Origin of the sequence: Bacteroides celer, from assembly GCF_002632415.2 — a bacterium.
GTDB lineage: Bacteria > Bacteroidota > Bacteroidia > Bacteroidales > Bacteroidaceae > Bacteroides.
Genome location: NZ_CP178209.1, coordinates 5,827,307 through 5,845,597 on the forward strand (window position 1 = coordinate 5,827,307; position 18,291 = coordinate 5,845,597).

The following is an 18,291-nucleotide window of genomic DNA, read 5'->3' on the forward strand; positions in this document are numbered from 1 at the left end:
GAAAGTATGAAGAACTCAATATTTATTTTATCAATCCTATTTTGTTGTAACTTGTTCTGTGGATGCTCGGAATCGGACTCTTCTGATTCCCGGCAGCTTCCTCCAAAGCTCATTTCCATTATTCCGAAAGCAGGATCAACAGGAGGTACCGCTATTATTTCAGGAGTTTATTTCTCTGAAACAATCACTGATAACGAGGTGTTTATCAACGGAGTGAGGGCGGAGATTACTGATGCAACCCAAAATCGTTTAGTAATTGCGCTTCCCGATAATCCGGAAGGTACTTACTCAATTAAAGTAAGTGTAAAAGGGGAAACTGTAGAAGGACTCAAATTTACTTATGCAACCCCTCAAGCCCCACCAGAGCTGACGGTATTGCAGGTGATGCCTTCTTCCGCCTATGCAGGAGATTTGGTAACACTGATCGGCCAGTGTTTCAGTACAGTTGTATCAGAAAACCAAGTGACAATCAATGGAGCAGTTGCCGAAGTTAAAGAAGCAACTTCAAGTCAACTCAAAATTATTATTCCCGACACCGAGGAAGGCAGCTATCCTATCCGGGTGAAAGTAGGTACCAAAGAAGCCGAAAGTCCCCTGTTTACTTATCTCCATACAGTAACATTGACAACCTCTTCTTTAGCTCCTACACGTGGAAAAGCCGGAGAGGAAATAGTGATTTCAGGAGAGGGATTCGGTATGACAATCGAAGAGAATATCGTATCTATAAATGGAAAGCCGGCAACTGTAAAAGCGGTAACTGCAACAACACTTTCTATTATTATCCCGGAGAATCCTTCCGGTACGTATCCCGTCAAAGTCACCGTAGCAGATAAAACAGTAGAGAATCTAAGTTTCACTTACGAAGATTTGTCTTACACTGTTGAAACCGTAGCGGGCAACTCGGCAACTACCTCCACTGACGGTAAAGGAACAGCTGCTTCTTTCAAATTCCCGCAAGGACTGGCTCTTGCGCCCAATGGTGATATTTGGATTGCAGAAAGAGGAAATAACACCATCAGAAAAATGGATCAGGAATATAATGTGTCAACTGTCGCCAAAAGCGGTACCGTTACATTTAATGCTCCCTGGCAAGGTGAGTTTGATCCCTCGGGCATCTATTATGTAGCCAATAAAGCATTGAATAACATCATTAAGGTTACGCAAGACGGAACTTGTTCTGTATTCTCTGCTGAAACAACCTTTAAAAGTCCAATGAGCATCACATTTGACGCAAACGGGAATATGTATATAGCCGACCGGGATAACAAGGCCGTGAAGAAGATAACGTCCGGTGGAGCTGTGACCAACTACGATATGTCTTCACTCAAAGCCGGGCCTAATTGCATGGCAGTAGATAAGAAGGGAAGAATTTTTGTAGGTACCGGCGGTACTTATCAGTTACATATGTTTGATACGGACGGTACACTAAAAACGATATTTGGAACCGGGGTAGTACCCACTGTCGCCACTTATTCCGACGGTGAACAGAATGATTTATCCAAGGCAACCATGGGGGCAACATTCGGTATCGCATTTGGACCGGATGAGATACTTTACATCACCGATTATACAATGCATACCATACGTACACTAACTCCGGATGCAGAAGGCGACTATACGAAAGGAACATTGAAAACAATAGCTGGTATTCCGGGGACAAAAGGCAAAATAGATGGTTCCGCCCTGACTGCTACTTTCAATTGCCCTGCCAGCGTGCTGGTTTCGGACAAAGTATATATCGCTGATGAACAAAACCATTTGATTCGTTCCATAACTGTAAATAAATAAAGAACTATGAGAAAGATATACATACTACTGCTCGCGTATTCACTCTTATCATTATTTGCAGCCTGCAATGATAATGATTACAAAGCGTCAGTGACAGAACTTAGGCTGGTACTTGTGAAACCCACCAATGTTTATTCCGGTGAAATAGCTACAATATTGGGACGTAATTTCAGTACGGTACCGGAAGAAAATGCTGTTTTCATCAATGACCAACAGGCAACCGTTATAGAAGCCTTCAAAGACGAATTAAAAATAATACTGCCTGAAATGGCTCCGGGAAAGTATTCCATCCGTGTCAAATCTCCCTCTGGTGAATTGACAGGTCTTGAACTCAATTATCTGAAAACACCGGATCAGGAATATATCGTTCAAACAATTGTCGGTCAGAAGGGGGTGTTTGAAATGACTGATGGAGTAGGCACTGAAGCTACAACCAAACTCCCCACAGGCATTACTTTTGCCCCGGATGGCAGTTTATGGTTTACAGAACGTGGATACAACTATATACGACGTATCTCTCCGGACTTCCTGGTCACTTCGCTCCTCGATGTAGCAGTAGACGGCAGCAGCGCTATCTGGCAAGGTGGATTTGATTCGAAAGGGAACTATTATTTCATTGACAAGGGAAAAGGTATGTTACGGAAAATAGAAACTAACAGTATGACCGTTTCAACCATAGCATCCGGTATGAAAAGTCCGATGAATGTAGCATTTGATGATGAAGACAACATATATGTATCGGCACGTGATAATAAGGCGGTTTATAAATTCACACCTTCAGGTGCGAAAACTACTTTTGCCACTCTTAACGTATCACCCAACTACATTGTATTCGACAAAAACAAGAACATGATTGTCGGTACCTCCAATGGATATGTGTTGATTCAAATCAGCCCGGATGGCACACAAAAGACGATCGCAGGAGATGGGGTAAAAGGACAAGAGTATTATGATGGAGACCCCGGCAATCCGCTTAGTGCAAAAGTGGGGGCTACTTTCGGAGTGGCTGCCGGTTCAGACGGATGCCTGTATCTCTCGGATAATACATACAACTGTATCCGCAAACTGACTCCTGATGCAAGTGGCGACTACTCAAAAGGTACGTTAGAAACCATTGCAGGTTCTGGAAAATCTGGTTTCTCTGACGGGAAAGGACTAAAGGCTACCTTCAACCAACCGTATGAGATTATAATTACAAAAGACTGCAAAACAATGTATGTAGCAGGCGCCGTTAATTATCTGATCCGACGTATTACCGTCAAATAAATAAATGCCCGGGGCATTACCCCGGGCTACTTTCATCATCATTAATGAATCTTACTAAGTCATGACTAAAAAACTTTTTTCCTTATTACTCATCCTATTAACCGCATTCTCCATCAGTGCACAAACAAGGACCGATAAATTGTTGAAGAATCTACATGATAATAAATCGAAATATATGTTTGTTATCGCTCATAGAGGAGACTGGCGTAATGCACCAGAAAACTCTCTGCAAAGTATCGAAAAAGCAATTGCCATGAAAGTCGACATGGTAGAACTTGATATACAGCCTACTAAAGACGGCAACTTTATTTGTATGCACGATGAAACTCTTGACCGTACTTCTACAGGAAAGGGAACAATAAAAAATTATACGACTGAAGAACTGAAAAAATTCGTCCTACGCAGTGGCAACGGAATCAAGACCCGCCAACCAATTCCCACCCTAAAGGAGGTATTAAATGTCTGCAAAGACCGTATCCTTGTCAATATAGACAAAGGAGGGACTTACATTAAAGAAATTATGCCTATTATCAAGGAATGTGGAATGGAAAAACAAGTCATTATCAAGGGATACTATCCTGTGGAGAAAGTGAAAAAAGAATATGGTTCCAATGAAAGTATACTTTATATGCCTATTGTTAATTTATGGGATAAAGAAGCGGTTGCTACCATACAAACTTTTATCAAAGATTTCACTCCAATCGCTTACGAACTATGCTTCAAAGATGATACTACCCCGAGCCTAAGAATAATAGATGAGATCATTAAATCAGGCAGTCGGATATGGATGAATACTTTATGGGATAGCCTATGTGGTGGACATGATGATGAGAATGCACTATTGGAAGGTAAAGATAGACATTGGGGTTGGATGTTAAAACATAAAGCTACAATGATACAAACAGACCGTCCACAGGAACTTATTCATTATCTGGAAGAAAAGGGATTGAGAAATCTGCAATAACTCTCTTTACAAGTTATTAAAAACATCTTATTAAGAAAGTAACAAACATCCTATTTTCAGGAACAACTTAACACATTTGCAAAAGAAAAAGGCCAATTCACCCCCATGAATTGACCTTTATTTTTTTCTATCTGTCTCTGTTATAATCTTTCATTCCTGTTATTCAGTCTTGAATTTGATCTTCAGAATCTTACTGATAGCCGGTTTATACTTCTTCAACATTCGGTCGAATCCCAAGTCATTCGGATGGGTCCCATCTACAGTCCCCTCATGGTCTGTTCCCAAGAATTGATCTTCTTTTATGAAATACAGGTTCTTGACATTCTTCTTTCGCAATACTTCTAGCTGTTCAGCGATGGCCTCGTTCTGTCGTTTTACATTCTCACGAGCTTTCTGGTTGAAATTACCTGTTTCACGTATCAATGTCTGTATCACAATAATAGGCGTATCCGGATGCTTCTGGCGCAACGTCATTACAAAATCAACAGTCCGGTCGGTTATCTCTTTGGGAGAAGGATTAGGAATACAATCGAGAATGAAAGCATCCGCATCAATATCCGCCAACATCTCGGCAACTTCTTTCTCCATCTTGCCGTTTCCGCTCAATCCTAAATTGATAAAATTATATCCGCTGCTACGGGACAAACGAGCCGGATAAGCCATCCCGGGACGACTAGCAGATGCTCCCTGCAAAATGCTGGACCCGTATACCACTATCTTTTCTTTGAACGGATTTTTTCCTTTACGTATGTGTGCATCAGAAGAAACGCCTATTTCCAGACTTTTCAGTTCATCATATAAAGGCAGATACAGCAAGCATTCTTTCTCTTCCGTACCCATATTATCAACAAGCACTTTTTCCGTAGTCACACCACCCGGTATCCCTACTCCGGCAAATTGCCATTTTCCATCCCGTTTGATATACAAATCCAGACCTTTCTGAGCAACTCTCGTCAGATTGGGTAACTGGTAATTATCAGGAACCGTCCATTTGGCTTTTATGACGGGGCTATTCGTTGTAAAAGAGATAGCCAGACCGGCAGAGTTTGTGAATAGTTTCTTCACTGTGGGAGGCATTGTACAATACTTGGCTGTATCTACCCGATGGAAGTATTCGCCTTCGGTAGTTGCTTTGCCTACCAGTAAAAGCTCTTGAGCCGGTACATAGGTAATGTTATCCTTTTGTTGTCCGGAGGCTGTGAAGGGAAGCACCATCAGCCCCAAGCAAACCCAGACATTTCGTATTAAGTTTTTCATAATCAATTTTATATTAAATTTCTTTCGCTACCATCCAGCGCTCTACATTTCGTTTCTCTGCGCTAAACTCTACACCAACTTTTATCACTTGTTGATCCTCTGCCGTATAAGGAAAAGCATAACCTTTTTCTTCAATCTGCTCCATGGCCTGCTCAACAGTCCCATTCAGCTTGAATTCGAAAATATAGATGAACTTCGGGGTTCGTACAACCGCATCTGCACGTCCCCGTGAGCTATGTACTTCTGCCTGTGTGAATTGTCCCATCAGTTTGAATATTAAATAAATGATGACTTGATAATGACGCTCAGTCTGGTCATTCAACTCGTAAGGAAAATCTGCAAAGAAAGCTTCAAAGCGGTGCATGAAAGCATCAACATTGCCTGTACGCAGTTCTTGAACAAACTTACCTATATAAAAGCTTTGTTCTTCATCCGTGACTGCCGTATAAAATGGGAGTAAGAAGTTAAGAAAGCCATAACGTACTTCGTCGTTAGGAAAGCCTAAGCGATAAAGTCTAAATTCTCTATCATAGTCTTTTATGGTTAAATAACCACTCTGATAAATCAACGGAATAGGATTTTTCCTATCCGCACGATATTCAGTGAAAGCGGAAGCAGCTGTCTCTATACCATCCATCAGCAAGCGAAGATCATAATCGCTCTCTTTCAATAACTCCACAAGGAAAGTAGGAGTTCCGGTCTGAAACCAGTAATTACCGAACTCTTTACTGAAAAATGCATTCAGAACACTGAATGGATTGAACACTCCTTCTCCATTAGGATGAAAATGATAACCGTCATACTGTCGGGTCATTGTTTCTACAACTTCTTTCGTATTGATGTCATTCGCTTGCGATAAAGCTGCAATCTCCGGTTCAAAATTAGCAAGAAGTTCTTCGCGGGTGATTCCACAAAGAGTAGAGAAGTCATAATTCAGACTGATGTCATTCAATTGGTTCAGATCACTAAACACACTTACTTGCGAGAATTTGGTGACACCTGTCAGAAAAGCAAAACGAAGATAGCGGTCTGCACTCTTCAACACACCGTAGAAAGCTTTCAAAGTAGAACGGTAAGAATCGAGAAGCGGTTCATTCTGAATAGCCTGTAGTAAGGGCTTATCATACTCATCTACCAGGACTACAACACCCCTGCCTGCTTGTTCGGAGGCACGACGAATGACACCCAAGAAGCGGGAAGACAAAGTGGTTTCATCTTCTCCCCTGCCGTATATAGCTTCCCATTGAGTTAACTGGTTACTTAAAATAGCATCCAATCTGTCCGGTGAATCATATTTCTCGGCATTCAAATCCAGATGCAGTACGGGATATTCTTCCCACTTCTTTTCTAATTGTTCCACGGCAAGTCCCGTGAAAAGGTCACGCCGTCCCTTGAAATAGGCTTCAAACGTAGAAATTAACAAACTCTTTCCGAATCGGCGCGGACGGCTTAAAAAAAAAGGTTTACCGATGTTTGCTATAGTCCACATCAATGCGGTCTTATCCACATACAAGTATCCGTCATTGCGGATATCTTCGAAAGTCTGAATCCCGATAGGGAGTTTTCTGCCCGTCACCAACATACAATTTCTACTATTAGATTGTTATCACATACGTATCTGCTACAAAAATACGAATTCTGGCAATGAAAGCAAATCTGTCAATCAATTATTTGTAAATCAACGTAGATAAGTATTCCTCTGCAAACATCTCATTGGCAACTTCCAACAACATCTCTGCTGTTAGCTCTTCTATACGCTTAAAAACAAGCTCGGACGATTCATACTTATGATAATGAAGGAATGTTTTCGCCATCCCTAACGCATTATTCTCAAAGTTATCGGACGCTACTCCGATTTGCCCGATCAACTGCTTTTTCGCTGCCGCCAACTGGGAGGTAGTCATCTTTGTATCACGCATCCGCTTCAATTCCTTATAGGTCAATTTCAGGCAAGTATCCATGTCATCCACATCCGTCCCGAAATAAATACAGAAAGCTCCCGTATCCGTATAGGAAGTCAGATTGGATTCGACATTATAGACCAATCCTCTGCGTTCGCGAAGGGACACATTCAGTTTACTATTCATTCCGGGACCTCCAAGGACATTATTCAGCAGATAGAGTGCAGTACGTTTGTCATCATACGCATTATAGCCACGGCTACCGATCATAACATGCGCCTGATGTGTATCTCTGGCCACTGTCAAATGTTCCGGCACATACAGAGGCGGAGGTGTACGGCGATTCTCTACCTTCACATCAGGAATATCCAACAGGTATTTTTCTACCAGACGGATGATTCTCTTGAACTCGTATTGCCCCTGAACAAAAAACACCATATTTCCCGGTTGGTAAAAACGGCGGGTAAACGATAGAACATCTTCCGTGCGAAAACTCCGCAGAAGTTCCGGTTTACCAAGAATGTTTCTTCCCAATGGATGATTGCGGAAGATCATGTCTTCAAAATCGTCAAATATCAGTTCCGACGGAGTATCTTCATACGACTGGATTTCATCGATAATGACCTCTGTTTCTTTTTCTATCTCATGCTGCGGAAAGGTTGAATGAAATACAATATCCCCCAACAACTCAAGCGCACGTTCCAGATGTTCTTTCAGGAAAGCGGCATAGACGACAGTTTCTTCCTTATTTGTGTAAGCATTCAGGTCACCACCTACATTCTCCATCCGGTTGAGGATATGCCAGGCTTTCCGCTTCTCCGTTCCCTTAAAAATCAGATGTTCTACAAAATGGGCCATTCCCTGCTCATTCTCCGCTTCATCACGAGTTCCGGCATCAATCGCAAAACCACAATAAGCTACTTTTGAGAGGGTTGGTTCATGGATAATACGCAGGCCATTTGGCAATGTATATTCGTTACCTTGCATCGTTTTATACTTCCTTATTGAATTAATGCCACAAAAATACAATAAAACTTATTGCTGTTTATAGAAAATTGCAGATATTTGTGGACTATAACAGCAACAACGTATATGGAAAAGATAGGAATATTCTGTTCCGCCTCCGATAACATTGACAAAATGTACTTCGAAAGCGCCAGCCAAATAGGCAAATGGATGGGGCAGACAGGCAAAACCTTGATATATGGAGGAGCCAGCCTCGGATTAATGGAATGCATAGCTCGTGCCGTGAAAGAAAATGGAGGTAAGGTTATTGGAGTAGTTCCTGCCAAACTGGAAGAGAATGGCAAGGTAAGCACTCTGTTAGATGAAGAAATTCATACCCGTAACTTGAGTGACCGCAAAGATATCATAACGGAGAAGTCGGAGGTATTGGTTGCACTCCCCGGAGGCGTCGGTACTCTTGATGAGATTTTCCACGTAATAGCCGCTGCCTCTATCGGATATCACCAAAAGAAGGTCATTTTCTACAATGAACATGGTTTTTACGACGAGCTATTAAAAGCGCTCCACACCCTGGAGGACAAAGGTTTTGCACGACAGCCTTTCTCAACCTATTACGAAGTAGCAAACACATTAAATGAATTAAAAGAAAAAATAAACTGATCCTATATGATAGACTCCATCAAACAACTTTTGCAACAGGAAGCACAAGCTGTGCTCAACATCCCCGTAACAGACGCTTATGAAAAAGCGGTGAAACTGATTGTAGAACAAATACATCAGAAAAAGGGAAAACTGGTAACTTCCGGTATGGGAAAAGCCGGGCAGATTGCTATGAACATTGCTACGACTTTCTGTTCCACCGGTATTCCATCCGTCTTTCTGCATCCCAGCGAGGCGCAACACGGGGATTTGGGTATCTTACAAAAAAACGATCTACTCCTGCTGATCTCTAACTCTGGCAAGACACGTGAGATTGTGGAATTAACCCGCTTAGCCCATAATCTGGACCCGGATCTGAAGTTTATCGTTATCACCGGAAATCCGGATAGTCCGCTGGCAAAAGAATCGGATGTCTGTCTAAGTACCGGCAAGCCTGCAGAAGTCTGTGTGTTAGGGATGACTCCTACTACATCCACTACTGCCATGACAGTGATCGGAGATATATTGGTAGTACAAACCATGAAGGAAACAGGATTTACTATCGCTGAATATTCAAAACGTCACCACGGCGGTTATCTGGGAGAAAAATCAAGATCACTATGCGAAAAGTAATCGGTATCGGAGAGACCATCCTCGATATCATCTTTCGAGGTGACCAGCCTTCCGCAGCCGTACCGGGAGGTTCTGTATTCAACGGTATTGTCTCATTGGGACGAATGGGAATAAACGTCGGCTTCATCAGTGAAACCGGGAATGACCGTGTAGGCAATATTATCCTGCAGTTTATGCGTGAGAATCATATCCCAACCGATCATGTAAATGTATTCCCGGATGGAAAATCACCCGTATCTTTAGCCTTCCTGAACGAGCAGAGTGATGCCGAATATATCTTCTACAAAGACTACCCGAAGCAACGTCTGGATGTTCTGTTTCCGAAACTAGAGGAAGACGACATTGTCATGGTGGGTTCTTATTACGCACTGAATCCGGTTCTGAGGGAGAAGATTCTCGAATTACTAGATCAGGCACGTGAAAAGAAAGCCATCATCTATTATGACCCGAATTTTCGTTCTTCACACAAGAATGAAGCCATGAAACTGGCTCCGACCATTATTGAGAATCTGGAGTATGCGGATATTGTACGCGGTTCTTTAGAGGATTTTCTATATATGTATGGCATGCAGGATATAGACAAAATTTACAAGGATAAAATCAAATTCTACTGTCCCCGGTTCATCTGTACTGCAGGTGCGGAAAAGGTAGCGTTACGCTCTAATCTGGTCAATAAAGATTATCCGATAGAACCATTACAAGCAGTCAGTACTATTGGAGCTGGTGATAACTTCAATGCAGGGCTGATCTACGGATTACTCAAATACGATGTCCGATACCGCGATCTAAATAACTTGAATGAAGAGATCTGGGATAAAATAATCCAATGCGGGAAAGACTTCGCAGCTGAAGTTTGCCGAAGTTTCAGCAATTCGGTTTCGGTGGAGTTTGCACAAAAATACAAGTGATATTACAAATAAGGATTTGGATATAAGTAATTCATCCAGCGAAATCCCTATTTTCATAAAATCCATATTAAGTTAATCTGTCAACCTTAACTTAATATGGATTTCCTTATCTTTGCAAACAACCATATTCAATAAGCAATCTTACTTAATATATGAAAAGATTTATTTTACCTCTATTGATAATCTTTATCTTCATCAGTTTACCAGCAAAAGCAAACGATGAAGTAAAAACATTGTTAAAAGTATTAGATAAATCTCTACAAAACAAAGCTCGTTATACCCAACAAAAGCAAAGACAGATAGACAGCCTGAAAATAATATTAAGACAATCCAGGGATATTCGAAAGAAAGTTGGGACAGCACAGTCTCTTTGTTTTGAGTATTCATCTTTCCAAAAAGATTCCGCTTTAGCCTATGCCATCCACATGAACAGGTTCGCTCAAGAAAGTAATGACAAAGAACTTTTAATTGAAGCTAAACTGGATTATTCAAGAATATTATCTTCGATGGGCTTTTTCAAAGAAGCTTTGGCAATTACCAATTCGATGCAACAAAAGCAACTATCTCCTAAACTCAAAGCTGAATATTTTCTCGGACAAGTCACGATCTACAATCACCAGAAAGCTTTTGCTTCCAACGAGGACGATTCACAAGAAAATGATCTGATAGCACAAATATATCGCGATTCGCTGCTCCAATGCAAAGAAGTCCCATCAAACGTACGAGCTTTTATAACTGCACCGACTCTTCTTTTCCATAAAAAGTATGATGATGCTATTCATATACTGGACAGCACTTATCAAAGTTATACACCCTATTCAAGAAATGCCGGAATCATAGCATATTCTCTGGCATCTGCCTATCAAGGTAAAAATGACCGTGAAAATACGATTAAATATTTCGCAATATCCGCCATTTCTGATGTATTAAATGGAGCTAGAGAAAATCTCTCTTTAAAAATATTAGCCAAGCTGATCTTTGAGAGTGGGGATATAGACCGGGCATCTAAATATATGAAAAATGCAATGGAGGACGCTATCCTATGCAATGCGAGAATTAACACCATCGAAGCCTCAGATATGTATCTTTTCATAGATAAGGCATTTCAAGAAAAGGAGAAACATAAATTTATCATCATAACGGCATTGCTCATTGCATTATGCATTGTCTGCATTCTGCTATTCATCCTGTCCGTACAACTGAAAAAACAAAAAGGTAAAGTGGAACAAGCTAATGAGAGTTTGTCTTATCATCTTTACGAAATACAACAAATGAACTCAATATTGGCAGATAACAATAAAATCAAAGAAGAATATGTAGGGCTGTATATGGAACAATATACCAGTTATATCAGTAAAATTGCCAATTTTAAGAAAAGAGCACTCAAAATAGCCAAAAGTGAAGATATAAAGAAAGTAACCTCTTTCCTCCACTCCTCTCTCAATACAGAAGAAGATCTGGCTGAATTTTATAATAACTTCGACAAAGCAATCCTGAATCTCTTTCCGAATTTCGTCGAAGATTTTAACGCATTGCTTTTACCGGAAAATGCAATCATTCCAGGACCCGGCAAACTCTTAACACCCGAATTACGGATCTTCGCACTTATCCGACTGGGAATTACAGACAGTGTGAAAATAGCTCATTTCTTACAGTACTCATTATCGACCATCTATAATTACCGCTCAAAAATGCGGATCAAAGCAAATGGAGACCGGAATGAATTTGAAGAAAAAGTAGCTCGAATCGGACAACAAATCCGGGAATAACAGTGTATTAATCATACAGCATCATTTACATTTATCAGAGACTCTCCGATCAAAAATTCTCTGATTATCAACAACATACCCCAAACAATCATTTACAATCTGCTCACTCCCCATTTAAAAAGTAACCGAAATAAGGTATTTTTGTAGAGTCACAATAAAACCTGCGAACTCATTCAAATTACTATTTATATAAACACCACTTAAATAAAAAATTATGAACGGCCTATTACTTAATGTTATTTGTGCTTTCACCATTGCAAACGCAAATCCTAACATAGAAAAAGCACAGCAAACTTTGGATGCTCTTTACCAAAACTATGCAGCACCCAACACTTGTCTGTTACGTGAGAATTATCCTTTTGACCAAGACAATAAGGCAACTTATCTGGCATCAGAAGAACAAGCAAAAAGACGCAATGAATATTCCTACCTTTGGCCGTATTCGGGCACGTTCTCTGCGGTAAATGCACTACTGGAGAGCACTGAAAATAAGAAGTATAAAAAACTTTTGGAAAACAAAGTACTACCCGGATTAGAAGAGTATTTCGACACACGAAGGGAACCATGCGCTTACTCATCTTATATCAGCAGCCAACCTCTCTCCGATCGTTTTTATGATGATAACGTCTGGTTAGGTATCGATTTTACCGATTCTTATCGAATGACAGGAAAACAAGCTTATCTGGAGAAAGCTAAACTAATATGGAAGTTTATCCTTAGTGGTAAAGATGACATACTCGGCGGAGGAGTCTACTGGTGCGAACAAAAGAAGGAATCTAAAAATACTTGTTCTAATGCACCGGGAGCCGTATTCGCTCTCAAACTATTTCAAGCTACTCAAGATGATGCCTATTTAAAAGAAGGAAAAGAGTTATACGAATGGACTAAAAAGAACCTGGAAGACTCAAAAGATCATCTATACTTTGACAACATCTCACTCAACAAGAAAATCGGTCGTGCCAAATTTGCCTATAACAGTGGACAAATGATGCAGGCAGCTGCCCTACTCTATCAAATTACCAAACAGAAAAGTTATCTGGAAGATGCACAAAATATAGCAGAAGCATGTCATAAACACTTTTTCACTCATTTTACCTCTCCAAACGGGCAAACATTTCAATTACTGAAAAAAGGAAATATCTGGTTCACAGCAGTTATGCTTAGAGGCTTTATTGAACTTTATCAAATAGACCATAACAAGACCTATCTAACCGATTTCCAGAAAAGTCTTGATTACGCATGGCATCATGCCAGAGATGAACGGGGACTGTTCCATACAGATTGGAGCGGCACAGATAAAAACGAGAAAAAATGGCTCTTGACACAAGCTGCTTTCATAGAAATGTATGGAAGACTAGGCGGAATCGATTTGCAATAATCACTTTTAATAACCCTCTTAAAACAATAGAGATATGAAGAAAAGAAACATCGGAATATGTATCATCACGACCACCCTATTAATAGGAGGTCCTGCCAAAGCTACAGAACTTATCCTGGCTAAGGATCATACCAATGTGGTCAATCAAGCAGCTGAAATTGCCGCTTATAAAAGTAATCGTCCACCCGTAAACAAGCGTCTTTTTACATCAAAAGCCGTGGAAGCAGAAATCATCAGGGTGAAAAAGTTACTTACTAATCAAAAATTGGCATGGATGTTCGAGAATTGTTTTCCAAATACCCTTGAGACAACAGTTCATTACCGTACAACAGACGGTAAGCCTGATACTTTCGTCTACACAGGAGATATCCATGCCATGTGGTTACGTGACTCAGGAGCACAGGTTTGGCCTTATATACAATTAGCGAATAAAGACCCGGAATTGAAGAAAATGCTCGAAGGAGTAATACGCAGACAATTTAAATGTATAAATATCGATCCATACGCCAATGCTTTCAATGATGGGGCTGTGGGAGGAGATTGGATGTCCGACCTGACCGATATGAAACCGGAACTGCACGAACGTAAATGGGAAATAGATTCTTTATGTTATCCATTACGTCTGGCCTATCAATATTGGAAAGAAACCGGTGATGCAAGCATCTTTGATAATGAATGGATACAGGCCATCGCCAACATACTGACAACTTTCAAGGAACAACAGCGCAAAGAGGGAGTGGGTCCCTATAAATTCCAGCGTAAGACAGAACGCGCACTCGACACATTAAACAATAACGGTCTAGGTGCTCCTGTAAATCCTGTCGGACTCATTGTTTCAGCCTTCCGTCCGTCTGACGATGCAACCACTTTACAGTTCCTCGTACCGTCTAATTTCTTCGCTGTTTCTTCTCTAAAGAAAGCTGCGGAAATTCTGAATGTTGTAAACAAAAACACCAGTCTGGCGAAACAGTGCACAGATTTGGCACAAGAAGTAGAAACCGCATTAAAAGAATATGCAACTTACAATCATCCTAAATATGGTACAATCTATGCTTTTGAAGTAGACGGATTCGGAAATCATCTCTTAATGGACGACGCCAACGTACCAAGCCTGCTGGCAATGCCTTATCTGGGAGATGTAGACATCAACGATCCTATTTATCAAAACACATGTCGTTTTGTATGGAGCAAAGACAACCCCTACTTCTTCAAAGGAAAGGCAGGAGAAGGTATTGGAGGACCTCACATCGGTTATGATATGATATGGCCTATGAGTATCATGATGAAGGCATTCACCAGTCAGGACGACCAGGAAATTAAGTCTTGCATAAAAATGCTGATGGATACAGATGCAGGAACAGGATTCATGCACGAATCTTTCCATAAGGATGACCCTAAAAACTTCACACGCGCCTGGTTTGCATGGCAAAACACCTTATTTGGTGAGCTCATTTTAAAGTTGGTCAACGAAGGAAAAATAGATCTATTGAACAATATTCAATAAAGCAAACTTAGGTTACTTCTCATTCAGGGCGCTCTTCTATAACGAAGAAGCGCCCTTTTTTAACACGTAAATTACTATTAACTTTGGCTAATTATAGCAAAGGAATTACCACATCTTCGGGTAATTCTTATCTTTGCAGTATACGATTCAAGGCAAAGAAACTATGTATAGAAACCTGTTAAGCTGGCTTACTGTTTTATTAGTGCTCCCATCATGTTCTGGCACATCACCTGCTATATCTGTGGTATGTGAAGAAAATAACGTAGGAAACTGTATTATCAAATGGGAAACAGCACCGGTATTAAAAGGACAGGTAAAAGTATACACCTCTACTTCTCCTGAAGCTATTCCGGAAGATTCTTCCATTGCAATGGCAAACATTTCCAGTGGTAAAATGACAATCGTAACCAACGATCCGTCTCAACGTTATTACTACTTGATGGTATTTAATAACAAATACCGGGTTAAAGTGGCCACCCGCAACATTAACATCCCCGGCATACAGAATTTCCGTGATTTAGGAGGATATGAATCTGCCGGTACTGGCAAATCTCTTCGCTGGGGAATGATATACCGTTCCGCACAAATAGACAGCATTCCTCCCTGCTCACGCCAGGAACTTAAGAATATGGGGATACGGACAATCATAGACTTACGTTCTGAAAATGAACGCCACAACTACCCGCAATTGCATGATGATGAATTTAATATCATACATATCCCTATTCTCACAGGGAACATGGAAGAAATTCTGCAAGGAATTCAGGAAGAGAAGATAAAAAGTGACACTATTTATCGTTTGGTAGAACAAATGAATCGGGAATTAGTTATAAACTACCAAAAGGAATTCAAAAAGCTGTTCACCGTCCTTCTCGACCGTACTCATTATCCGGTTGTGATTCATTGTACATCCGGGAAAGGGCGTACAGGGGTCGTTTCCGCCTTATTGCTTGCCGCTCTTGGAGTCAACGAAGACGTCATTATGGAAGACTATCGTTTGAGTAATGACTATTTTAATATTCCCAAAGCTTCTCAATATGCATATAAGTTATCGGTCAATTCGCAAGAAGCCATTACAACCATCTACTCTGCAAAAGAAGATTTCCTGAACGCTGCCAAAGAACAGATTGAGGCTGAATACGGGAGCGTACAGACCTATCTGAAAAAGGGAATCGGACTTTCTGCAGAAGAAATTGAACAGTTACGCAGCATCTTATTAACTGATAATTAATAGTTGATAAGTGATAAAATAGGGTGGCGTCTATAATAATTATCTACTATCAATCATTCATTATCAACTAAATTAACTATCTTTGCAGCCGAAATAAAAGATATACAGAGATTTAATGAAGACATTTGAAGAGCTTGGCGTTTCTCCGGAGATACGTAGAGCAATTGAAGAAATGGGATACGAGAATCCCATGCCGGTACAAGAAGAAGTGATTCCGTACCTTTTAGGAGAAAATAATGATGTAGTAGCTCTTGCACAGACAGGAACAGGTAAAACAGCCGCATTCGGTTTGCCCTTGCTCCAACAGATTGACGTAAAAAACAGAATTCCACAATCGCTTATCCTCTGCCCTACCCGCGAGCTTTGTCTCCAGATAGCAGGAGATTTGAATGACTATTCCAAATACATTGACGGACTAAAAGTATTACCTGTATATGGTGGTTCTTCCATTGACAGCCAGATACGCAGCCTCAAACGAGGGGTACACATCATTGTAGCTACCCCCGGACGCCTGCTGGACCTGATGGAGCGCAAAACCGTATCTCTATCTACCATCCACAATGTGGTAATGGATGAAGCCGACGAAATGCTTAATATGGGATTCACAGAAAGCATCAACGCCATTCTGGCTGATGTACCGCAGGAGCGCAACACCCTATTGTTTTCCGCAACAATGAGTCCGGAAATCGCACGCATTTCCAAAAATTACCTGCGCAATGCGAAAGAAATCACTATTGGCCGTAAGAATGAAAGTACCAACAACGTTAAACACGTTGTTTATACCGTACAGGCTAAAGACAAATACGAAGCTTTAAAGCGTATCGTCGATTACTACCCACAAATATACGGTATTATTTTCTGCCGTACCCGTAAAGAAACTCAAGAAATTGCCGACAAATTAATGCAAGAAGGCTACAATGCCGATTCTTTGCATGGTGAACTTTCTCAAGCACAACGGGATGCTGTTATGCAGAAATTCCGCATCCGCAACTTGCAACTACTCGTGGCAACTGACGTGGCTGCCCGCGGACTTGATGTAGACGATCTGACGCATGTTATCAATTACGGATTACCAGACGATACAGAGAGTTATACACATCGCAGCGGACGTACAGGACGTGCCGGAAAAACAGGAACTTCCATTGCCATCATCAACCTCCGTGAAAAAGGAAAGATGAGAGAAATTGAACGGATTATCAGCAAAAAATTCATTGTCGGAGAAATGCCAACCGCAGCAGGTATCTGTCAGAAGCAACTGATTAAGGTTATTGATGATCTCGAAAAAGTAAAAGTAAACGAGGAAGAGATTGCTGACTTTATGCCGGAAATCTACCGTAAACTGGAATGGTTGAGCAAAGAGGACCTGATTAAACGAATGGTTTCTCACGAATTCAACCGTTTCGCCGAGTATTATCGCAACCGTGCAGAAATAGAAGTACCGACTGACATCAGAGGAGAACGTACCGGACGGGGTGACCGCAAAGAAGGTGGTTTCGAAAAAAGAAGCCGCCAAGCTGCACCGGGCTTTAACCGCCTGTTTATCAATTTGGGTAAAACAGACAGTTTCTTCCCTAGCGATCTTATCGGACTACTAAATAGTAACACAAGAGGACGTATTGAGTTGGGACGTATTGACCTAATGCAGAACTATTCTTTCTTTGAAGTGCCGGAAAAGGAAGCGACAAATGTAATCAAGGCGCTGAATAGGGCTAAATGGAACGGACGCAAGGTAGTTGTTGAGATTGCCGGTGCCGGTGAAGAAAACGGAAAAGGACGTGAAAACGGTTCAAATGAGCGCAAGGGAGGTAAACGATTCGGCGGCAAAAGCGACGAACGTGCACCGCGCTATGAAAATAAGGATAGAAAACCGAAAGATGCTTCTGCAAAAGACTCAAAGTCAACAAAAAAAGATAAGCCTAGTCGTGCTGAGCGAGGATACTCTGATGCTCGCGGTCCGAAAAAGAAAGATGACTGGCAAGAGTTTTTTAAAGATAAAGAACCTGACTTCAGCGAAGAAGGATGGGCACGTAGAAAACCTAAGAAGAAATAAATATGAAGCAAGCATAATCCGTAGATTTGTACATTAT

14 protein-coding genes are annotated in these 18,291 nt (G+C 41.0%); 11 read left to right on the forward strand and 3 right to left on the reverse strand.

Annotation, left to right across the window (positions count from 1 at the left end; genetic code table 11):
• The first annotated feature begins 6 nt into the window (after positions 1-6).
• From CJF29_RS23160 to CJF29_RS23170, 3 genes are all read left to right on the forward strand, one after another.
• The gene (locus CJF29_RS23160; RefSeq protein WP_074638697.1) at positions 7-1,788 is read left to right on the forward strand and encodes an IPT/TIG domain-containing protein; all 1,782 of its coding nucleotides are present in this window, start codon (positions 7-9) and stop codon (positions 1,786-1,788) included.
• 6 nt (positions 1,789-1,794) lie between these two features.
• Positions 1,795-3,054, forward strand: coding sequence for an IPT/TIG domain-containing protein (locus CJF29_RS23165; RefSeq protein ID WP_008998249.1), 1,260 nt, complete (start codon positions 1,795-1,797; stop codon positions 3,052-3,054).
• Positions 3,055-3,115: 61 nt separating this feature from the next.
• On the forward strand, positions 3,116-4,018 hold the full coding sequence (locus tag CJF29_RS23170) for a glycerophosphodiester phosphodiesterase family protein (RefSeq protein ID WP_099146091.1): 903 nt from the start codon (positions 3,116-3,118) through the stop codon (positions 4,016-4,018).
• Between the two features lie 159 nt (positions 4,019-4,177).
• Here the strand turns inward: CJF29_RS23170 and CJF29_RS23175 are convergent, their stop codons facing one another.
• From CJF29_RS23175 to CJF29_RS23185, 3 genes are all read right to left on the reverse strand, one after another.
• Entirely contained in the window at positions 4,178-5,275 is a 1,098-nt protein-coding gene (locus tag CJF29_RS23175; protein ID WP_099146092.1) for an SGNH/GDSL hydrolase family protein, read from the reverse strand.
• A 13-nt stretch (positions 5,276-5,288) separates the two neighbouring features.
• A complete protein-coding gene (locus CJF29_RS23180) occupies positions 5,289-6,857 on the reverse strand; it encodes an ATP-binding protein (protein ID WP_099146093.1) in 1,569 nt (522 codons plus the stop codon).
• A gap of 85 nt (positions 6,858-6,942) precedes the next feature.
• Positions 6,943-8,163 carry a M16 family metallopeptidase gene (locus CJF29_RS23185; protein WP_004302992.1) on the reverse strand — a complete coding sequence of 407 codons (1,221 nt, stop codon included), beginning with the start codon at positions 8,161-8,163 and terminating at the stop codon, positions 6,943-6,945.
• A gap of 105 nt (positions 8,164-8,268) precedes the next feature.
• Between CJF29_RS23185 and CJF29_RS23190 the strand changes: the two genes are divergently transcribed.
• The 8 genes from CJF29_RS23190 to CJF29_RS23225 all read left to right on the forward strand — a co-directional run bounded on the left by CJF29_RS23190 (position 8,269) and on the right by CJF29_RS23225 (position 18,254).
• Entirely contained in the window at positions 8,269-8,802 is a 534-nt protein-coding gene (locus tag CJF29_RS23190) for a TIGR00730 family Rossman fold protein (protein WP_004302991.1), read from the forward strand.
• A gap of 6 nt (positions 8,803-8,808) precedes the next feature.
• Positions 8,809-9,414 carry an SIS domain-containing protein gene (locus CJF29_RS23195; RefSeq protein WP_004298060.1) on the forward strand — a complete coding sequence of 202 codons (606 nt, stop codon included), beginning with the start codon at positions 8,809-8,811 and terminating at the stop codon, positions 9,412-9,414.
• On the forward strand, positions 9,402-10,322 hold the full coding sequence (locus tag CJF29_RS23200; RefSeq protein ID WP_074558860.1) for a carbohydrate kinase family protein: 921 nt from the start codon (positions 9,402-9,404) through the stop codon (positions 10,320-10,322). The genes CJF29_RS23195 and CJF29_RS23200 overlap by 13 nt, the downstream gene beginning before the upstream one ends.
• Positions 10,323-10,474: 152 nt before the next feature.
• Positions 10,475-12,091, forward strand: a complete 1,617-nt coding sequence (locus CJF29_RS23205; protein WP_074558862.1) for a DUF6377 domain-containing protein — start codon at positions 10,475-10,477, stop codon at positions 12,089-12,091.
• Between the two features lie 214 nt (positions 12,092-12,305).
• On the forward strand, positions 12,306-13,469 hold the full coding sequence (locus CJF29_RS23210) for a glycoside hydrolase family 76 protein (RefSeq protein ID WP_099146094.1): 1,164 nt from the start codon (positions 12,306-12,308) through the stop codon (positions 13,467-13,469).
• Between the two features lie 34 nt (positions 13,470-13,503).
• Positions 13,504-14,973: a glycoside hydrolase family 125 protein gene (locus CJF29_RS23215; protein ID WP_099146095.1), complete on the forward strand. Its 1,470-nt coding sequence runs from the start codon at positions 13,504-13,506 to the stop codon at positions 14,971-14,973.
• Positions 14,974-15,136: 163 nt separating this feature from the next.
• Positions 15,137-16,204 carry a tyrosine-protein phosphatase gene (locus CJF29_RS23220; protein ID WP_099146109.1) on the forward strand — a complete coding sequence of 356 codons (1,068 nt, stop codon included), beginning with the start codon at positions 15,137-15,139 and terminating at the stop codon, positions 16,202-16,204.
• Positions 16,205-16,319: 115 nt separating this feature from the next.
• The gene (locus CJF29_RS23225; protein WP_004324227.1) at positions 16,320-18,254 is read left to right on the forward strand and encodes a DEAD/DEAH box helicase; all 1,935 of its coding nucleotides are present in this window, start codon (positions 16,320-16,322) and stop codon (positions 18,252-18,254) included.
• Positions 18,255-18,291 lie beyond the last annotated feature (37 nt).